The organism is Erwinia tracheiphila (genome assembly GCF_021365465.1).
Classification (GTDB): domain Bacteria; phylum Pseudomonadota; class Gammaproteobacteria; order Enterobacterales; family Enterobacteriaceae; genus Erwinia; species Erwinia tracheiphila.
Genome location: NZ_CP089932.1, coordinates 2,223,298 through 2,238,888, shown reverse-complemented (window position 1 = coordinate 2,238,888; position 15,591 = coordinate 2,223,298). Strand labels below are relative to the sequence as shown.

At 52.1% G+C, this 15,591-nt stretch carries 23 protein-coding genes and 1 pseudogene; 19 read left to right on the top strand and 5 right to left on the bottom strand.

Going from position 1 to position 15,591, the window contains the following annotated elements; all coding sequences use genetic code 11:
- Nucleotides 1-23: 23 nt before the first annotated feature.
- Together LU633_RS11875 and LU633_RS11870 are read right to left on the bottom strand one after the other, a co-directional pair.
- Entirely contained in the window at nt 24-1,043 is a 1,020-nt protein-coding gene (locus LU633_RS11875) for a phage integrase (RefSeq protein ID WP_046371854.1), read from the bottom strand.
- Between the two features lie 84 nt (nt 1,044-1,127).
- Entirely contained in the window at nt 1,128-1,409 is a 282-nt protein-coding gene (locus tag LU633_RS11870) for a helix-turn-helix transcriptional regulator (protein ID WP_046371853.1), read from the bottom strand.
- A 104-nt stretch (nt 1,410-1,513) separates the two neighbouring features.
- On the opposite strand from LU633_RS11870, the gene LU633_RS11865 reads away from it, so the two are divergent.
- The 15 genes and pseudogenes from LU633_RS11865 (at nt 1,514) to LU633_RS11795 (ending at nt 9,523) form a co-directional block, all read left to right on the top strand.
- Nucleotides 1,514-1,945 (top strand): hypothetical protein, encoded by a 432-nt coding sequence (locus LU633_RS11865; protein ID WP_233481908.1) that lies wholly within the window; start codon nt 1,514-1,516, stop codon nt 1,943-1,945.
- Entirely contained in the window at nt 1,942-2,199 is a 258-nt protein-coding gene (locus LU633_RS11860; protein WP_016193247.1) for a hypothetical protein, read from the top strand. The genes LU633_RS11865 and LU633_RS11860 overlap by 4 nt, the downstream gene beginning before the upstream one ends.
- Nucleotides 2,177-2,359, top strand: a complete 183-nt coding sequence (locus LU633_RS11855; protein ID WP_046371852.1) for a hypothetical protein — start codon at nt 2,177-2,179, stop codon at nt 2,357-2,359. Before LU633_RS11860 ends, LU633_RS11855 begins: the two co-directional genes overlap by 23 nt.
- Nucleotides 2,328-2,567 carry a hypothetical protein gene (locus LU633_RS11850; protein ID WP_016193245.1) on the top strand — a complete coding sequence of 80 codons (240 nt, stop codon included), beginning with the start codon at nt 2,328-2,330 and terminating at the stop codon, nt 2,565-2,567. Before LU633_RS11855 ends, LU633_RS11850 begins: the two co-directional genes overlap by 32 nt.
- A 337-nt stretch (nt 2,568-2,904) precedes the next feature.
- Nucleotides 2,905-3,141, top strand: coding sequence for a hypothetical protein (locus tag LU633_RS11845; RefSeq protein ID WP_040465953.1), 237 nt, complete (start codon nt 2,905-2,907; stop codon nt 3,139-3,141).
- 169 nt (nt 3,142-3,310) lie between these two features.
- The gene (locus LU633_RS11840) at nt 3,311-3,703 is read left to right on the top strand and encodes a hypothetical protein (RefSeq protein WP_040465952.1); all 393 of its coding nucleotides are present in this window, start codon (nt 3,311-3,313) and stop codon (nt 3,701-3,703) included.
- An 81-nt stretch (nt 3,704-3,784) separates the two neighbouring features.
- Nucleotides 3,785-4,345 (top strand): 3'-5' exonuclease, encoded by a 561-nt coding sequence (locus LU633_RS11835; protein ID WP_233479716.1) that lies wholly within the window; start codon nt 3,785-3,787, stop codon nt 4,343-4,345.
- Nucleotides 4,342-5,184, top strand: a complete 843-nt coding sequence (locus LU633_RS11830) for a DNA adenine methylase (protein WP_016193243.1) — start codon at nt 4,342-4,344, stop codon at nt 5,182-5,184. The genes LU633_RS11835 and LU633_RS11830 overlap by 4 nt, the downstream gene beginning before the upstream one ends.
- Nucleotides 5,181-5,387 (top strand): hypothetical protein, encoded by a 207-nt coding sequence (locus tag LU633_RS11825; protein WP_016193242.1) that lies wholly within the window; start codon nt 5,181-5,183, stop codon nt 5,385-5,387. Before LU633_RS11830 ends, LU633_RS11825 begins: the two co-directional genes overlap by 4 nt.
- Nucleotides 5,384-5,677, top strand: a pseudogene (locus LU633_RS11820) (ash family protein); the annotation flags it as partial. The gene LU633_RS11825 and the pseudogene LU633_RS11820, both read left to right, overlap by 4 nt.
- 41 nt (nt 5,678-5,718) lie before the next feature.
- Nucleotides 5,719-5,961: a derepression protein gene (locus LU633_RS11815; protein ID WP_016193223.1), complete on the top strand. Its 243-nt coding sequence runs from the start codon at nt 5,719-5,721 to the stop codon at nt 5,959-5,961.
- A gap of 72 nt (nt 5,962-6,033) precedes the next feature.
- On the top strand, nt 6,034-6,417 hold the full coding sequence (locus tag LU633_RS11810; RefSeq protein WP_016193222.1) for a hypothetical protein: 384 nt from the start codon (nt 6,034-6,036) through the stop codon (nt 6,415-6,417).
- Nucleotides 6,417-8,912, top strand: a complete 2,496-nt coding sequence (locus LU633_RS11805) for a replication endonuclease (RefSeq protein ID WP_052734706.1) — start codon at nt 6,417-6,419, stop codon at nt 8,910-8,912. The genes LU633_RS11810 and LU633_RS11805 overlap by 1 nt, the downstream gene beginning before the upstream one ends.
- Nucleotides 8,878-9,144 (top strand): hypothetical protein, encoded by a 267-nt coding sequence (locus LU633_RS11800; protein ID WP_046371850.1) that lies wholly within the window; start codon nt 8,878-8,880, stop codon nt 9,142-9,144. The genes LU633_RS11805 and LU633_RS11800 overlap by 35 nt, the downstream gene beginning before the upstream one ends.
- 19 nt (nt 9,145-9,163) lie before the next feature.
- Nucleotides 9,164-9,523 (top strand): type II toxin-antitoxin system HicB family antitoxin, encoded by a 360-nt coding sequence (locus LU633_RS11795; RefSeq protein ID WP_046371849.1) that lies wholly within the window; start codon nt 9,164-9,166, stop codon nt 9,521-9,523.
- A gap of 84 nt (nt 9,524-9,607) precedes the next feature.
- On the opposite strand, the gene LU633_RS11790 is transcribed toward LU633_RS11795, so the two are convergent.
- Entirely contained in the window at nt 9,608-9,748 is a 141-nt protein-coding gene (locus tag LU633_RS11790) for a hypothetical protein (RefSeq protein ID WP_161796982.1), read from the bottom strand.
- Nucleotides 9,749-9,787: 39 nt separating this feature from the next.
- On the opposite strand from LU633_RS11790, the gene LU633_RS11785 reads away from it, so the two are divergent.
- The 3 genes from LU633_RS11785 (at nt 9,788) to LU633_RS11775 (ending at nt 11,717) form a co-directional block, all read left to right on the top strand.
- A complete protein-coding gene (locus tag LU633_RS11785; RefSeq protein ID WP_046372030.1) occupies nt 9,788-10,381 on the top strand; it encodes a hypothetical protein in 594 nt (197 codons plus the stop codon).
- A 9-nt stretch (nt 10,382-10,390) separates the two neighbouring features.
- Nucleotides 10,391-10,771 carry a type II toxin-antitoxin system YafO family toxin gene (locus LU633_RS11780; RefSeq protein WP_046372029.1) on the top strand — a complete coding sequence of 127 codons (381 nt, stop codon included), beginning with the start codon at nt 10,391-10,393 and terminating at the stop codon, nt 10,769-10,771.
- A 442-nt stretch (nt 10,772-11,213) separates the two neighbouring features.
- Nucleotides 11,214-11,717 (top strand): hypothetical protein, encoded by a 504-nt coding sequence (locus LU633_RS11775; protein ID WP_016193219.1) that lies wholly within the window; start codon nt 11,214-11,216, stop codon nt 11,715-11,717.
- Nucleotides 11,718-11,787: 70 nt separating this feature from the next.
- Here the strand turns inward: LU633_RS11775 and LU633_RS11770 are convergent, their stop codons facing one another.
- Nucleotides 11,788-12,846, bottom strand: a complete 1,059-nt coding sequence (locus LU633_RS11770) for a phage portal protein (protein ID WP_016193218.1) — start codon at nt 12,844-12,846, stop codon at nt 11,788-11,790.
- Nucleotides 12,846-14,576, bottom strand: a complete 1,731-nt coding sequence (locus tag LU633_RS11765) for a terminase large subunit domain-containing protein (protein WP_040465939.1) — start codon at nt 14,574-14,576, stop codon at nt 12,846-12,848. The genes LU633_RS11770 and LU633_RS11765 overlap by 1 nt, the downstream gene beginning before the upstream one ends.
- Before the next feature lie 159 nt (nt 14,577-14,735).
- On the opposite strand from LU633_RS11765, the gene LU633_RS11760 reads away from it, so the two are divergent.
- Complete coding sequence (locus LU633_RS11760; protein ID WP_016193215.1) at nt 14,736-15,572, top strand: GPO family capsid scaffolding protein; 837 nt, start codon at nt 14,736-14,738, stop codon at nt 15,570-15,572.
- Nucleotides 15,573-15,591: the final 19 nt, after the last annotated feature.

The following is a 15,591-nucleotide window of genomic DNA, read 5'->3' as shown; positions in this document are numbered from 1 at the left end:
TAAATCAATAAGTTATAACCCCATTACCCCCCACTTACCCCCTTTTGACCTGATAACTGTGGTCGCAATGTGGACACTTCAGATAACGGGTTAAAGCTTACCGCATCTGCTAAATAGTCCGGGGAAAAATGTGCATAGGTCATGGTCTGCGATACGTCTGCATGACCAAGTATTCTTTGCAGGGTTATGATGTTCCCGCCCTTCATCATAAAGTGAGTGGCAAAGGTATGCCGTAGTGCATGGGCCGCCTGTCCCTTTGGCAGATTAGGTTTCGCAGCCTTCATCATTTTGCGAAAACGGCTGTAACTGACTTTGAACAACCGCCCTGACTCGTGCGTTTTAACAATATCAGCCACCTCCTGCGAGACTGGAACAACGCGCTTTTTCCCGTTTTTGGTATGAGGAAACATAACGTTGTTGTGGATGATATGTTCTGCCTTGAGTCCGTAAGCCTCCCCCCATCGCGCCCCTGTCGCTAAACAAAGAACGGCTATCCTGTAATAATCACCCTTTACTGAGCCAAGAAGAGTGTTAATCTCGTTCTCAGTAAGGTATGACATTTCGGATTTTACTTCCCGGAGTGGTGCCAGCGTGGCAACATGGTTTTCCCCATAGAACTCATCAATCGCCCCCATTGCTTTAAAAATGCCGCTTAACGCAAACAGATCGTGATTGATAGTCGATGCTTTGATCCCGTTCTCCAGGCGCAAGCACCGATAGTCGATTAAACATCTGGAGTCAATCTGGTACATCATGGGGTCGTTCATGTCCCGACAGATTCCATTGACAGTACTCAGCCTGTACTTTGCATAGGGCAGATTCCGGCCCAGCAACATCCACCAGGTTTCAATGAACTCACTCAGGCGACGCTTATCCGCTGGCCGGTTGAGATAATCATTGTTCTGGTACCTGGCAATGATGCTGCGTTCATAGCAATGTGCATCAGCTTTACGGTCAAACTTTTTACGGATACGCTTTCCATTGCGGCCCCGCGGTCTTACATCCACTTCAAAGCGACCATCTTCGAGTTTCTTAATTGACATAAGATAACCCTCCGATGTACTGCGCAACTCTTACCCTCAGTTCTTCAGCCCAAAGGTAATAAATATCTAGCCAGTTCTCCCTCCTTAACGGGGTGAGGTTGTTTCGTCTTGCATAGAGTGTGCGAGAGCCGGAGCAATTTGCCCCTTCGCAGGATCTGTTCGGTCATATAAAAACCAGTCTTGATACTTGCTAAAACGGGGGTGCCCAAAAATTTTTACCGCCGAATCTAAAGTCATTCTGGATTTATCATTCTCATACCCATGATAAGTGGTGTAATTAATATCAACTAAATCAGATAGTTCCTTCTTGTTTAGTTGTTCAGAAAACCTGATTAATCTTAATTTCTCACCTTGTGTTATTGACATATGTTCAACTTCTCCATATATTATAATGAAATCAAACCAGAGCAAGCAAAGCTAACTCTGAACCAAATAAACCCCATTGGGGTTCAACTAGGGATTTTAGCACAATGAAAAACATCAGCGAAATTGACACACAATATGCAAGGCAATTCCCTGTTGATACAGGACGTGCATTGCGAGTTTGCAGGATGACCGCAAAGCAGGCCGCGAAGCTGCGGGATATGCCAACAGACGAGCTTGCAAATCAGATTTTTGTTAGTGCGGAGGAGTTCGCTTATGTCACTGGTCGCACCCTTAAATCGGTGCAACACCTTATGGACAGAAATCAGATTCCCGTTCATCGCGAAGGGATGCCAGGTTCAAAGCGCCCTAAGCGCTTCATCATGATGCAGGAATATTTAGACGCTTTGCGCCACTGCCGCGCCATCATCACCGCCGACGAGCGCTATCACATAGATCGCCTCATGCGTGATAAAGCAACCTACCGCCGTAGTTCAATTAAGTCAGGTCGCACGGTAAACGGAAGGTCACCAGCATGAAACATTTAATGGCGCATCCGGATAAGTTTGCGGAAATTATTCCGGGTGTAATTCAGGTCAGCAGGAATATTTATATCTGTTCCGGTTTCACGATCCGAAAATCGCCACGAAACGCACTGAACAATCGCGGCGCTTATTTAATCACAAAGTATGCTGAAAACAGCAATAACTATTATGGGCGTGACTTTTCGCTGTCTGAAGCCCGTAATACCGTGCGCAGGATTATAAAACATGGACGACTCATTTCTTTTTGATGATTTACTACTGGCTTTCTGGCTGCTGGTTTTTTCCTGGGTATTTTTAACATCCGCACAGGCAATAATTCGTGACCATTGCCACCACGTTAATCTGAAAAATAAATTCAAATCAGGAGGCATGGAAAATGAAAAGCTTCTACGCAGAACAGATAAATAAATTACTTCAGGACTATTATTTTAATTTTGAAAATAATCCCCAAGGGCGCGAATCACATTACGGTGTGTTGGTTAGTGGTCTTCAGCATCTCTACGGCGCGGCCTTTTTCACGAATGACGATGAAGCATTGATCGTGCTTCGTCCATTTGTCAATTCCGTAATGAATGGTGAGGTGCCATCCCCGGCAATAGCGGATATGGCGTCATGAAACGCAAGGAAGCAAAGGCCGCACCGGCATTTATACGTATTTAGACGATGCCATTCCTTTAATAGCCAGAACTAATTGAAGTCGTGGAATGTGTGAAAAAAACAAGAATTTTTAATTACACCCGCAAAGTTGAGGTAGCTATGACTGATAAATCGACGTACCCCGCCTTGCATAACCTAAAAGTCAGCTAATTATCGAAGACCTGCGCCGAAACCCCTCTGAAGGAGGCCAGCAATGAAAAGAAAACTTAAAAACAAGATAAAAGAGGCCGCGAAGTTATGCGGCCTGAGAAAGAGATATTACGACAGCGGATCTGTTGCCGGTTTTATCGTGACTAGTGGCGGGATTTGCCAGTTTCAGAAGCGCCAATAGCGGCCATCTTTTCTACATAGCTCTTCAGAAAAGCAATGGCATCTATGGCTTGTTCTGGAGTGAGACCCGTAAAGAGCTTATCAGCCTGAGGGATGACCTCACCGTCAGGAAGGCGGTAATGAAAACGAAGACATGCCAGGTGATTGGCTATGTAGCACTAAATTTCACCGGGAATGAGGATTGGAACAGTCTCGTTTTGTGACATGAATTCTCCTTGTTGGTGGGTAGTTATGCCGCTCACTTCCTGGTCGAAGGCGGCATAACGAAATTACCACAAAACCATGCGCCGGGAATGGTTAAAACCCGGCACTTATCCGGGGCACTACTTACGAGTTGTGCCCCGGATAAGCAGCAGTGATGGAGGTAAAACCATGCGTACCGGACAGGATAAAACGTTATCGGGCCGTCAGATATTTCTTGAACAGTGCGCCCGTTTGCAGTCGGAGCTTAAGGTCTCCCGCACCTGCAAAACAGCCAATCGTTATGACCTGCTGGGAGAAGACCAGCGTGAGGTTATTTTTATTCTTGCTAACGAAGCTGCTGCGCGGTTTCAGGGATTGCCGCAGCTGACGCGGGAACGCCTGAGAGCAGACTTTGACGATTTGAGTGAGCAGGAACGCGGATCTTTGATGCTGGGCATCAAGCGCCTGGCGGAGCTGGCTGCGGCGTTGCCGTGGGAGTTTCTCGATCATGCTGCGCCGCGCCCTGAAATTCAGGCGTCACGCGGATCACCACCACCCGCACCGGACGGCGCAGCGAATTAACCACTGAATGATTAACCGGCAGTCAGGCGCATCATCGCGCCGGGCTTCCTGCACCCCGAGGAAAGCAAGATGAAACACGTAATGATTGATATTGAAGCCATGGATAACAAGCCAACTGCCGCTATTGCGTCTGTAGCTGCGGCAATCTTTGATCCTATGTCAGGTAAGGTTTTCGCCTCAATGTACCGGGCTATTGCTATTGAAAGCAGTGAAGCATTCGGCGGAACGTTGGGTGCTGAAACAATCAGATGGTGGTTTAAGCAGTCGGGAGAAGTACGAGCGGAGGTAACGAAAGAAGGGGCTGGCTCCCTCCCTGTAGCTCTCAGTGAATTAAATAGGTTTATCCTGAGAAATTGTGATCAGGCGAGCGTGAAAGTCTGGGCGCGCGGTACTGATTACGATATGCCGATTATCTATAACGCAATGCGCGCTGTAGAGTTAAAACCGGTCTGGAATTTCTGGAATGTCCGCGATGTCAGAACGGTTGAAGAGGTTACGCTTACTGTCTGTGGGTATGCCTCAAATCGGCTTGTTGACCCTGAAAAACATAACGCTGCCGCTGATGTGTGGAATCAGATCGCCCAGCTCTCAGACAACCTGAAAAGCCTCGCAGCCAAAGGCGCTACGGGGGCGGCATTATGATCCGCTCCCTTCTCAAATGGCCGGGAGGAAAAACCCGCGTTATACCTGAATTACTGCCATACCTTCCAAAGGCCAATTGCCTCGTTGAGCCTTTTGTGGGCGGCGCGTCAGTGTTCCTCAATACCGATTATCGCCGCTATATCCTCGCCGATATCAACCCGGATCTGATCCGCCTTTATCGCGAGGTTAAGGGTAACCCCGATCTGCTGACTGGTATGGCGCGTCAGCTGTTCGCTGAGGGGAATTCAAAGGAAGCTTATTTGCGCAACCGTCACATATTCAACAGCGTGAAGGGGTTGCCTGATGTTTACAGGGCTGCGCTGTTTCTCTATCTCAATCGACACGGTTACAACGGCGTGGTGCGTTATAACCAGCGTGGTGGCTATAACGTACCCTTTGGTCAGCACAAAACCGCGCCTTACTTCCCGGAAACGGAGATCCGCCAGTTTGCCGAGAAGGCCAACGACACCAAAGCCATTTTCCTGTGCAGCTCGTTTCAAAACACCCTCAAAGTGATGGCTGGAACGGATGAAGCCATCTACTGCGATCCGCCGTACCTGCCTGTCAGCGAAACCGCCAGTTTCACTCAATACCACACCGAGCCATTCACCGGGAAGCACCACCGCCAGTTAGTGGCGGAGCTGCTGGAGGTTAACCGCAAATATGGCGCGCCGGTTGTCATTTCCAACAGTGACACCGAAACCACCCGCGAGATTTACCAGTCGTTCAGGATGCACGAAATCAGCGTGCAGCGTTCCGTCAGCACTGACGCCAGTAACCGCCAGAGGGCCAGAGAGGTGATCGGCACTCTGGGCACCCACGCGGAGAGTCAGGTATGAGTGAATCTCGCAAAGAAATGGTCGCCCGCCATCAGACGTTCATCCCTGATGCGCATGTCCATATCGGCGACTCGATAATCTGTGGCAGTGCCAGAGAGGCATGTGGCATCAAGCCGGGGGCAATCATCCGGGTGCGTCAGATCACTGACGAACAGGATGGGGAGCTTCCATACGTTATCTTTGGCGAACAGGTTGCGGGATGATGACGGGATTCAGTCGAATGCTCCCCCGCAGCAGCGCCCACAAAAAAACCTTGCATATTCTGATTACCGGAGGCTATATTCCCCGTGCAGCCGCAAAATCGGCTGCCGGGTGTAGCAACCCGGTAATCAGTACAGCGCACAACCGCGCTAACGCGGTTTTTTTGTGTGCGAAGCACGGCCACATCAGCATTATGGTGGGGCGTGCAGGGCCAGCTTCGGCTGGGCCGGGTTCTGTGCTGACCGGTATTGCTACCCCTGTACGCCTCACCACCCTTGAGCGTAGCAACTCTCGTGGTGAGTTTTTAACTCTCAGCACGGAGGATGCCCAATCATGGCAACCCGCAATAGTTCTACCTGCAACAAACCGAGTGCCCGCGACGTCGTTCGCACGCATCAGACCACCGAAATCAACCGAAAACTGCACCGCGCCCGCGCAATGGCGTTTTTCCTGTCCGCTGAAATACTCAGACGGGATTACGACCCGATGCCACTTTATTTGCAATCAGCCCTCAGCTATATCGCCGATGACGTCAGCGATATACAGGCGATCTTCAAAGACTTCACTTCAGCTTAACCCGCCCGCAAACGCGCACCCCGCAGCAATACCGGGGTGCCTGCTCACGCCTGTAAAACGGGAGAATCGCGCATGACCGATTTTTACGCCTTTATTGACTGGTTGTGGGGACGTGATCCACGTCTGGCCGTTCGCACTCAGGATTACCACGACAGCTGGCACAAATTACTGACCCACCATCATGAGAGCCAGCAGGAAACGATCGGCGGACAATGCATTATTGATGGCCGCTACCGGATCATCTCTGAAAAGTACGGACTGGCGCTTTACAGCCTGATGGAACGCAATGAGGGGCCACTGGCCATCTATCATTCACCCGGACCGCTTTTTGCCGATCTCATTGCTCACAGTATCCGGCGATCAGGACACCTGGACGCCGGGGATTTTATCGCCGAGTCCGCACGGTTGCTGAAAGCATGTCAGGTTGCCTGGGCTGAGTTCGGGGGCGGGAAGTAATGAGCGCACCTTACGCCTGGTACTGGAATGCTCCCCGACCGGCACCCGATCCGTCCACCTTCGGCAAAGCCCCCCGGATTACAGAGCTTGCCAGACAAATAGCCTACTACACCCGTAGTGATCAACGGGCCGAGGCGTTGCGCCGGGCAGGGCAGCCCCCCTCAGCCTGTGAGATCATGATTAATCGCGCCCTCGAACGCGATCTTATTCGTGATAAGGAGCTGAAAAGAACCGAAGAAGACAGGCGGGCAGCGAGACGGGACAGGGACAATAATCAGGTGGTTGCGCTTCTGGCAATGCCAGATTATCTGCGCGAACCGCTCATGCAGCGCCTGCGCTTTTTGCGCAAAAAACAACATGACGCGGAACAGGGCGGAAAGAAGGAGCGCCCAGCCAGCGCATTCCTGCACGGCCAGCTTAACCGCATTTTTAAACGCGTGGAACGCATCGATACCCGCTTCAGGACGCCTGCTTATCAGTATGTGACGGCAAAAGAGCGACTGGATGCATTACTCGACCTTCCCCGACTGACCAAACGCGAGATCCAGACAGCTGCAACCCTGACGGCGGGCGCGATAGAAGGTGAGTTTAACCGCCTGTGTGATCTGTACGGCGTTAATTTCTCGCTGAATGACGCCCTTGAGGCTTACCAGAATCTGGCCCGCACGGTATTTAAACTGAACGTCACACCTGCAGGGTGGGAAGCACTCAGAACAGACAACGATCGACGGAGTGAACCAGACCTTGAGCAGCTTCCGGGTGCCATAGCCCGCCTGACCTGCGCCAACTGGTGGCAGCGCAAACTCTGGCGACTCCGGCGCATCTGGCGGGAAGAACAGCTCAGGGCTGCCGGGATGGTGTCGAAAACCACATCGGTATACCTCAGTCGGGATGCTCTCACAGAACATCGCGACCAGCGCCGCCGCATGCGCGACTTCCTTAAATCTTACGAACTGGTGAATGAGGATGGTTTCACCATCGATCTGGAAGATGCGTATTACGCCGGTAACAGCAACCCAAAGCACCGCCGTTTTGAAATGATGACCACCATGAAGGGTATGGAAAATATCGCCGAGGCACGCGGCGATGAGGCCGTTTTTCTGACGGTCACCTGCCCTTCGCGCTTCCATGCCACGCTGGAGAGCGGCCCACTCAATCCCAAATGGGACGGTTCAACGGTACGCGACAGCAGCGATTATCTGGTTAACGTATTTTTTGCCGGGGTACGAAAGAAACTTAATCGCAAAAAGCTGCGCTGGTATGGGGTAAGGGTTGCCGAACCGCATCATGACGGTACCGTCCACTGGCACATGATGATTTTTGCGCGCCCGGACGAACGCGAGGCCATTGTTGATATTGTGCGCGAATTTGCGATCCGCGAAGACAGGGCGGAGCTGGGCGACGATATTACCCCCCGCTTTGAAAGCGAACTTATCACCAAAGAAAAAGGCACCCCAACAAGCTATATCGCAACCTATATAGGTAAAAACGTTGATGGCGCAGCAGTAGGCGGCATTGACCCAAAAACAGGTCAGCCGCGCGTGGATAATGACAGCGGAAAAAGCATGGCCGATAGCGTGGAGCACGCTATTGGCTGGACGGGTTTACACGGTGTGCGCCAGTTCCAGTTCTTCGGCATTCCCTCCCGCCAGGCTTACCGTGAACTGCGAAGGCTGGCCGTCCAGATGTCGCGCCAGAAGGATGGCCCCGCAGAATTGCCTGACAAGTCAATGGATAACGTACTGGTTGCCGCCGATGCCGGATGCTTTGCCAGCTATATCAACAGTCAGGGCGGCGTGCTGATCCCCCGCAAAGACTATCTGATCCGCACCGCCTACGATGTCGCCGACAAACTCAACGATTACGGCGAAGCCGGAATACAGATTTTCGGTATCTGGGCCCCCGCCCTTGGTGAAGAGTCGCGCGTCTGCACGCACCCCGACAACTGGGTAATGGTCAGAAAAAGAATAAAATCCGCGTCAGAAGAAGCCCTTAAGGGGGTTGACCCTGACCTTCGGGGCGGCCCTGACGCCCCTTGGACTCGTGGCAATAACTGTCCGCCTGAGCAAAATTCAGACAAAAGTACAGATATTGCTACGCAGGAAATTAAGGATTTCGGGCAGATGACACGCCACGAAAGACGGGAATTATTAAAACGCCTGCGCAGTAGCCCACCACCAGGAAGTAAAGAGAGTTCGCCACCAACAAAATACTCGCAACCGGTGCATTCATCCCCTCCACCGCCCCAGCTTGCAGCCAGGGCCAGCAAGGTGCTGGACATTCTGGGAATATATGTAAGTGAACGACTGGTTGAAGCGTTATCGCGGGGTTCGTCTGTACATACTGATAAGACGCGAAAAATGTTTATGGACAGGAACGGCAGCATCAGATTTGTTAATCTGCTCCGCTATTGTAAAAAATGCTCACATGAAGTCAGCAAAAACAATGAGGATACCCCGGATGGATGCCAGAAATGCACAACCATTAAAAACTAAACCACCCGGTTATATTGAGGTGAGCATTGATGATGCGACCGACTACTTTTTGCCCTACGATGATCAGCATGTGATCTTCTCTTTCAGGCAATATATATGCATCAATGGTGCACGATTCAATCCAGGCGAAGTGGTAATACTGATGTGGAAAAATGGCCGGGAAGTAAGGGGGCAATATGCCGGAAGCTGCATTTTACTAAAGGCGCAGTCGTCAGCCTGCGCGAATGGTTAGAAAGCACCGGAGTGAAACCATGACAAAACCAGCCACCCCAAATATGATCGTTATTGCCGGGCAGCCAGCGGTTGTCAGCTACGTGCCGGAAATTAATATGTTTCGCGGGCGCTTTCTGGGGCTGACAGGCTACTGTGACTTTGTTTCTGACAGTATTCAGGGACTGAACAAAGAAGGCGATATTTCGCTTCGTGAGTATCTGGAAGATTGTAGTGCGGAAGGTATAGAACCTTACGCCCGCCAGGAAAAAACCAGGACATTCACGCTTCGCTACCCTGAATCTTTCGGCGAACGCCTGAATCAGGCAGCCGCAGAAAATGAAGTATCGGTGAATGCGTTCATTGTTGAGACGTTAAACGAGCGCATGAAGCATGCCTGACCCCGCAGGGCAGGCATTTATCTCTAAGTTCGGCGGGGCTTAATACCGTGTTTTCATGGCAATCGGTATGGCTGGCGTAATGCGTTACGCCGGAAATAGCGATTCTGCGGGTGCGGGCGGCAAAGAGTCCGCCAGCGCCACAACGTGGCGCTCAATGAGGTTGATGCGGGCTAGTTTTGCCGCGAGGATAATTCGTTTCAGCGGGTGATTTTTTTGCGCTATCATTCCGGCAGTGGTTCACGATTATTGGCAGGAAAGGAAATTATGGGCAGTAAGAAAAATAAAATATCATCTATGGCCGCAGCGCTGGCGGTGGCTCTTGCCCCTGTTCCTGCCAGTAGTATTGTGCATCATGACGTATCAATCTCCCGGCATAGTACGTCTACGCTATCCCTCCAGGACGTAAAGGATTCTGTGGCATACCTTCCTATTGATGAGGCCACCAGTTATATGCTTAACCTGGCTGACAGGATGAAGACACACAGAGCAAACCTCCGCATTGAATGGGAAGAGAAGCAGATCCCTATTATTCTGAAAAATCAGAAAAAAGAGACTCAGGAAGGGTTTGAAAGCCTTTTCCGTCATATTGCGGTATGTGCAAGTTTTGTCGAGGCTGCAAGGGTTGCGCTGAAAAGCGTACCTGAAAGTAACGCGGGACTGAGAAAAGAGATTGTCGCTTTTGCTCGTTCCGCTGCGACGCTTCGCTATACGATTGAAGATATTTTATCCTTCATTGAAAGCACGCATGTTCCTAAGAAAACTTCAGATGCTGATCTGGGTGTTACTGCCGATCAGGTTCATGCACTTATCCGCAGTGAACATAAAAAGCTGGGCCTTGAAGATCCAACGTTCCATTAAGGCAGAGCCATGATTAAAGTCTCTGTCCACAACGATATAGAACTTCCCGCAGTTGCTCGTAAATATGCACATGCTTTGCAGTCATGGAAGAACGGCGGATCTTTACCCTCAGTTTTTGGCAATGAAGGGCAATGGGAAGATAGCGGGCGTCTCCGCGATTCTTTTGTTTTTAAGATCCATATCCGTTTACCTGATGAAAAGCCGTGGCCTGCAAAATTGCCTGCTGCTTCGCGTAAATCAAACAGCTATCTCGTTTACTCCCGCCATTTCTTATATCCAGATAAGTATCAGTTGATCAGCATCATGACACCCAATGCGCATGAGTTAGCCCGTACATCCTACATGGCAGAAATTGAGCGCAGAGCAGAAGAGTTCCAATCTTCTTTTTGAGTTTTGCGCCGATTATCCATCAATCCCCACTAATCTGAGAAGCTGCCTTTTGAGGCGGCTTTTCTTCTTTCCTGGCCTTCATTCTCTGTTGCACAATAGTGCACAAATTTGCACAATTTTTTTGACGCTGTTTATACCCTTTCCGCCCTGTGGCGGCGCGGTCTGGCCCCGGATCGGCAAATGCACAAAAAACGAAGCAAATGTCGCGCGCAGGTGACGGGGGAACAGCCCACGCGACGGAGGGTCGGGAGGTGATGCCTTTAATTGGCATTCTCCGGCCTTTTTCGCCTTCTCAGCGCGTTTTCTCGCCTCCGGTATCAGGCACCGGGCGGTCATGCGGGTATTGAAAAATCTGACGGTGAGCACTGAAATTCGCATTGCTCATCATCGGATGAGTCAGCACAATAGCGGTGAGTACAACCAGAAAGAAAAGAGGTGAGCAATGAGCCACTTCCGTGATTTATGCCGTCTCAATGAGACGGTCGAAGAAAGGCGAGCCGATGCCGCAAGAATACTGAGGAATGAGGCGATAAGGCTGATCGAATACTATGAGGAATGGCTGGGCCTGCCTGCCCGTCATTGGGTGGACAGTGCCGGGGATCTCCACCCCTATGTTGAGACCGGTCTGCCATGCAACGAACCAGAAGGTTTTTCTGCGCTCTCCGTTCGACAGATTGGCGTCACCCCTGACGGAGCAATTCGCATGGCAGTAAGAACGTGGGTCGAAAACGAACCATCAGGTCTGCATGTCAGTGTGGTTCTGAACCTTCAGCTCGCTTCTGTGGGTGATAACCGCGTCAGTATTGACGTCCAGGTCGAACAGGACAGACCTGTCAGGGTGCTTATCGGTAAATCTGATGAGAACGTCTGGGAGGATGTGGTGGAAAGCATAAAGCGACACATCGGGAGCGCACTAAAAAAACGTTACCCTCCTGCATACCTCTGATCGGCGATCCCGTGCGGGCATAACGCTTTTATGCTCCGCACGGGAAGGGCAGGCGAAGTGCGGCAGTGAGTCACTTCTGCTCAAGTAGCGCGTAAGGATTGAAGCGGATCACGTCCTGGCCGAGCCAGTCGTTGACATGCTTCAGTGCTTCCATAACCGGCATCAGTTCATTGATGGCAAAGACGCGCGCGGCTTTTTCAACGTCGCCAAACGATCCTTTCTCACCAGGCATGGCACCCATCAGTTGCGGCGGCACGCGGTGGGCGGCAAGAATATCGTCACGCGTAACAGATTTGATATTCAGAAACTCATCTTTTGCAGAGATCTGACTGAACGGTATCAGCTGCACACCATCCTTACCACCGCCCGGCGCATTGATCAGCACGTTTTTGAATGCGCCTTTTCCTCTGGCCTCTGACAGGGTTTTTTGCACCACCTTTATGCTTTCCTGGTCAACCTGCGTCGCGCCGACGTAGAGTATGCAGCCAGCATGTGAGCCATTATCGTAATAGAGTTTGCGGAACTTATCGGCGGAGTGTGACAGGCTGGCGGAGAGCAGTGCACCCATATATTCCGGCATTCCGTAGATCTCCTGGTGAATATCAGGATTCATTACGTGGCAGACCTCACCCGCTTTAAACATGTACTCATCCTTCCACTGACGGATAAACCAGTACGTGTCCAGATCGCTGCCGCGACGTGTGTATTTCGCAGGAACATGGCGCAACGTCAGCGGCCCATTCAGGCGATTACGGCGGCACTCCAGATAGCAGTTGCCAAAGACAAACCAGTCAAGCACGAAGGCGGAGAATGCCTGACGGTTCAGCAGCGGATGGGGAATATAGCAGCCGGTCAGCGCATTGCGTTTGAAGTAAAGCGCTGACTGATGCCATGACGCCTGACCGAAAGAACGGGCCAGCCCGTACCAGTCAACCGGCGTCTCAAACCAGCGGCCATTATCGGCGCAATACATATTATCCAGCAGATCATAACCGTCCGTTACCGGGTACGGGCCGTCGAATGTGAAGGCGCTGAGCGACGGATCGCCTCTGAGCGCGTCAGAGATATCAGGCTGTCCGGCACTGCCACTACTGGCAGTGTGTTTGTTTTTGTAGGTGCGCTTCTTCATCAGAACTCCATAGCAAACCCGCCGTTGCCACTCTCCTGGCCCAGCGGTTCGTTAATAATGGCGAGCATGTTCGCCCAGGCTAAATCACCGTGGCTGACGCCGCGTGACCGATCGGTGTCATAGGTGATGAATCCGCCCGGCGTCTTTACCTTGCGAACCGAGTTAAAGGCGTTGATCAGGGCGCGCTCGCTGCGGTCATACTCCCAGCGCCCGGCGCGGATTAGCTGTAGCATTTTCAGCACCAGGGTGCGCTTTGACGTCATTGACATGGTCCAGGGCATCGCCATCGGGAAAAACTTCTTCACTATCTGATACACGGCTTCACCGTTACCGCCCGTCACGTCGATGCCGACATGCTGAACGTTGTATTTGAAGGTGAAGTTTTCGATAACTTTCGCCTGCTCTTCAAACTCAAAGCCGCGCACCTGTTCCGTTTCCACCGTGCGGAATCTGCCGCCCGGCACCAGCGGCGGCACCACAACACAAATCGCACCGCTGTCACCATTGCCGCTGCTGCCGTTGGCGTCATAGCCAATCCATACCGGGCGATTCCCCATCGGCCTGGACGCAAAGGGTTTCCAGTCCGGCCATTCGTCGTAACCATCTGCCCCGCAACCAATCAGGGCGTTAAGATTGAAGGCTGACTCGCCATCGCGAACAAACTCGCACATGTACAGGTTGCGGAATTCATCCTCGCTGTTTTCATCCTGGATTTCTTCAAGATTGGTATATTCCCAGCCCTGATCGATAATGTCTTTCAATGTGACTATCTGTCGCCAGGTTTTATCCGGGCATAACAGCCCGCTGTTCAGCGTTTTCCAGCCCACATCAAACGCTTTGCGCTGCACCTTCGGGCGTTTCTCATTCCAGCGGTCACCCGTCCAGAACGGGTAAGCCTCATGCGTTTCACTTGATGGTGTTGAAAAATAGGTGCGCGTCAGCCCTTTCATCGTTGCCATAGCGCCCGCCACTTTACGCAACTTTGTGAAGTGGCTGACCCAGAAAAACTCATCGAAATACAGGTTGCCGGTGTAAGACTGCGCTGTTGCCGCCGATGTACCGAGAAAATGCAGCTCTGCACCGTTACTCAGTACGATTTTGTCACCACCCTTCAGCTCAACGTCCACCTCGCCCGCCACCTTCTGGATGAAGCCTCTGAACTGGTGCGCCTGACGGCGGGATGCCGACAGAAATATCTGGTTACGCTGGTACGAATATTCCACATCATCCCGCAGGGCGCGCAACAGTGCCTCGCGGGCAAAATACCAGGTCGCGCCGCACTGACGGGTTTTCAGTAGCATGCGGTTGCGCTGGTCCTGCTGTTCCTGCCATTTGCGCTGGTGCTGCGCCAGTGATGCCGTTATTTTCTCCCGCAGTGCGACGATCTGTTCTTCGGTGAAGTGATTTTTCAGCTTGCGCTGGCGCGGCTTTTTGCCCGTGCCAGCCCCTGCCGGTTGTCCGTCAGACAGCTTTTTCAGTTGCCGGGTAAGCAGATCAATCTCTTTGAAGTCTCCCCCGGTCTTGTCTTTCTTGTCCGTAAGCTGGATAAGGCGGGCATCCATAGACTGGCTGACGCGCTGGACGGGCGGCGTTTCATCCCATTCATCGCGTTTCTTCCAGGCGTAAATTGTGTTCTGATTTATCCCCATCAGGCGCGCGATCTCCGCTGGCGGGTAGCCCTGCCAGTAAAGTTGTTTTGCCCTCTGACGTACAAACGCGTCCTGTATCATCTGCCCTCCACCGTTTATGGAGTGAAGATTACCCCGCACGCGATCCCGCTATCCCCCCCTTTATGGCCTGGCCTTCCTCCGACAACAAAACCTCGTTGAGACAGCTGGTTACGCTCTGCCATCATGGCCGTACAGAAACCACTCAACAGGATTATCGACATGGCAAGCTCTGCTAAACCCGCCCGTAAGAAATTCCGCGTTGCCGTCTCCGGTGCCACCGTTGACGGGCGCGAAATTCGCCCTGAGCACCTTCGTGATGCAGCAGCAAACTACAGCCCGGACGTGTACGGCGCACGCGTCAACGTGGAGCACTATCTTTCGCCGTTTCCCGGCAGTGATTTCGGTGCAATGGGGGATGTGACGGCGCTGAGTGCGGAAGATATCAGCGAAGGCCCGCTTGCCGGACGCACCGCGCTTTACGCCGAAATCGAACCTTCTGAGCGCATGAAGAAGCTGACGGATGAAGGTAAGAAAATTTACTCCAGCATTGAGCTGCACCCGCAGTTTGCGCTTAACGGCAGGGCTTATGTCATGGGGCTGGCGATGACCGATACTCCGGCGAGCCTCGGCACCGAGCGCCTGAAGTTTGCCGCGCAGCAGCGTCAGCAGGTTATGTCTTTCAACAATCAGCAGGGTGAAGCCCCGCTGTTCACCGATGCCATTGAGGCTGAAATTATCGAACTGGCTGAACAGCGAAACGATGAGGGCAAACAGTGGTTCGGGCGCGTTATGGGGATTATCGGCAAAGGCCGTAAATCTGACGGTGAGCAGTTCAGCCAGGTGCGTGACGCCGTGGAGAACGTCGCTCAATCCCATGCCGATCTGCTGGACAGCTTCAACGACCTTCATCGCGCCTGCCAGCAGGACAGCAAGACCATCCAGAAACTGACCGCTGACCTTGTCACGCTGAGAAGCCAGCTGGGCAGCACCGATGCCAGTTTCAGCCAGCGGGAACCCGCGAACGGCGGCACCAGCGAGCAGCTGGCTGATTTCTGATATTCACAACGAGAGCAGA

Excerpts from the sequence above, each read along its gene's own strand:
- LU633_RS11875 (WP_046371854.1), bottom strand. The coding sequence starts at position 1,043 with ATGTCAATTAAGAAACTCGAAGATGGTCGCTTTGAAGTGGATGTAAGA.
- LU633_RS11870 (WP_046371853.1), bottom strand. The coding sequence starts at position 1,409 with ATGTCAATAACACAAGGTGAGAAATTAAGATTAATCAGGTTTTCTGAA.
- LU633_RS11865 (WP_233481908.1), top strand. The coding sequence starts at position 1,514 with ATGAAAAACATCAGCGAAATTGACACACAATATGCAAGGCAATTCCCT.
- LU633_RS11860 (WP_016193247.1), top strand. The coding sequence starts at position 1,942 with ATGAAACATTTAATGGCGCATCCGGATAAGTTTGCGGAAATTATTCCG.
- LU633_RS11855 (WP_046371852.1), top strand. The coding sequence starts at position 2,177 with ATGGACGACTCATTTCTTTTTGATGATTTACTACTGGCTTTCTGGCTG.
- LU633_RS11850 (WP_016193245.1), top strand. The coding sequence starts at position 2,328 with ATGAAAAGCTTCTACGCAGAACAGATAAATAAATTACTTCAGGACTAT.
- LU633_RS11840 (WP_040465952.1), top strand. The coding sequence starts at position 3,311 with ATGCGTACCGGACAGGATAAAACGTTATCGGGCCGTCAGATATTTCTT.
- LU633_RS11835 (WP_233479716.1), top strand. The coding sequence starts at position 3,785 with ATGATTGATATTGAAGCCATGGATAACAAGCCAACTGCCGCTATTGCG.
- LU633_RS11830 (WP_016193243.1), top strand. The coding sequence starts at position 4,342 with ATGATCCGCTCCCTTCTCAAATGGCCGGGAGGAAAAACCCGCGTTATA.
- LU633_RS11825 (WP_016193242.1), top strand. The coding sequence starts at position 5,181 with ATGAGTGAATCTCGCAAAGAAATGGTCGCCCGCCATCAGACGTTCATC.
- LU633_RS11815 (WP_016193223.1), top strand. The coding sequence starts at position 5,719 with ATGGCAACCCGCAATAGTTCTACCTGCAACAAACCGAGTGCCCGCGAC.
- LU633_RS11810 (WP_016193222.1), top strand. The coding sequence starts at position 6,034 with ATGACCGATTTTTACGCCTTTATTGACTGGTTGTGGGGACGTGATCCA.
- LU633_RS11805 (WP_052734706.1), top strand. The coding sequence starts at position 6,417 with ATGAGCGCACCTTACGCCTGGTACTGGAATGCTCCCCGACCGGCACCC.
- LU633_RS11800 (WP_046371850.1), top strand. The coding sequence starts at position 8,878 with ATGGATGCCAGAAATGCACAACCATTAAAAACTAAACCACCCGGTTAT.
- LU633_RS11795 (WP_046371849.1), top strand. The coding sequence starts at position 9,164 with ATGACAAAACCAGCCACCCCAAATATGATCGTTATTGCCGGGCAGCCA.
- LU633_RS11790 (WP_161796982.1), bottom strand. The coding sequence starts at position 9,748 with ATGATAGCGCAAAAAAATCACCCGCTGAAACGAATTATCCTCGCGGCA.
- LU633_RS11785 (WP_046372030.1), top strand. The coding sequence starts at position 9,788 with ATGGGCAGTAAGAAAAATAAAATATCATCTATGGCCGCAGCGCTGGCG.
- LU633_RS11780 (WP_046372029.1), top strand. The coding sequence starts at position 10,391 with ATGATTAAAGTCTCTGTCCACAACGATATAGAACTTCCCGCAGTTGCT.
- LU633_RS11775 (WP_016193219.1), top strand. The coding sequence starts at position 11,214 with ATGAGCCACTTCCGTGATTTATGCCGTCTCAATGAGACGGTCGAAGAA.
- LU633_RS11770 (WP_016193218.1), bottom strand. The coding sequence starts at position 12,846 with ATGAAGAAGCGCACCTACAAAAACAAACACACTGCCAGTAGTGGCAGT.
- LU633_RS11765 (WP_040465939.1), bottom strand. The coding sequence starts at position 14,576 with ATGATACAGGACGCGTTTGTACGTCAGAGGGCAAAACAACTTTACTGG.
- LU633_RS11760 (WP_016193215.1), top strand. The coding sequence starts at position 14,736 with ATGGCAAGCTCTGCTAAACCCGCCCGTAAGAAATTCCGCGTTGCCGTC.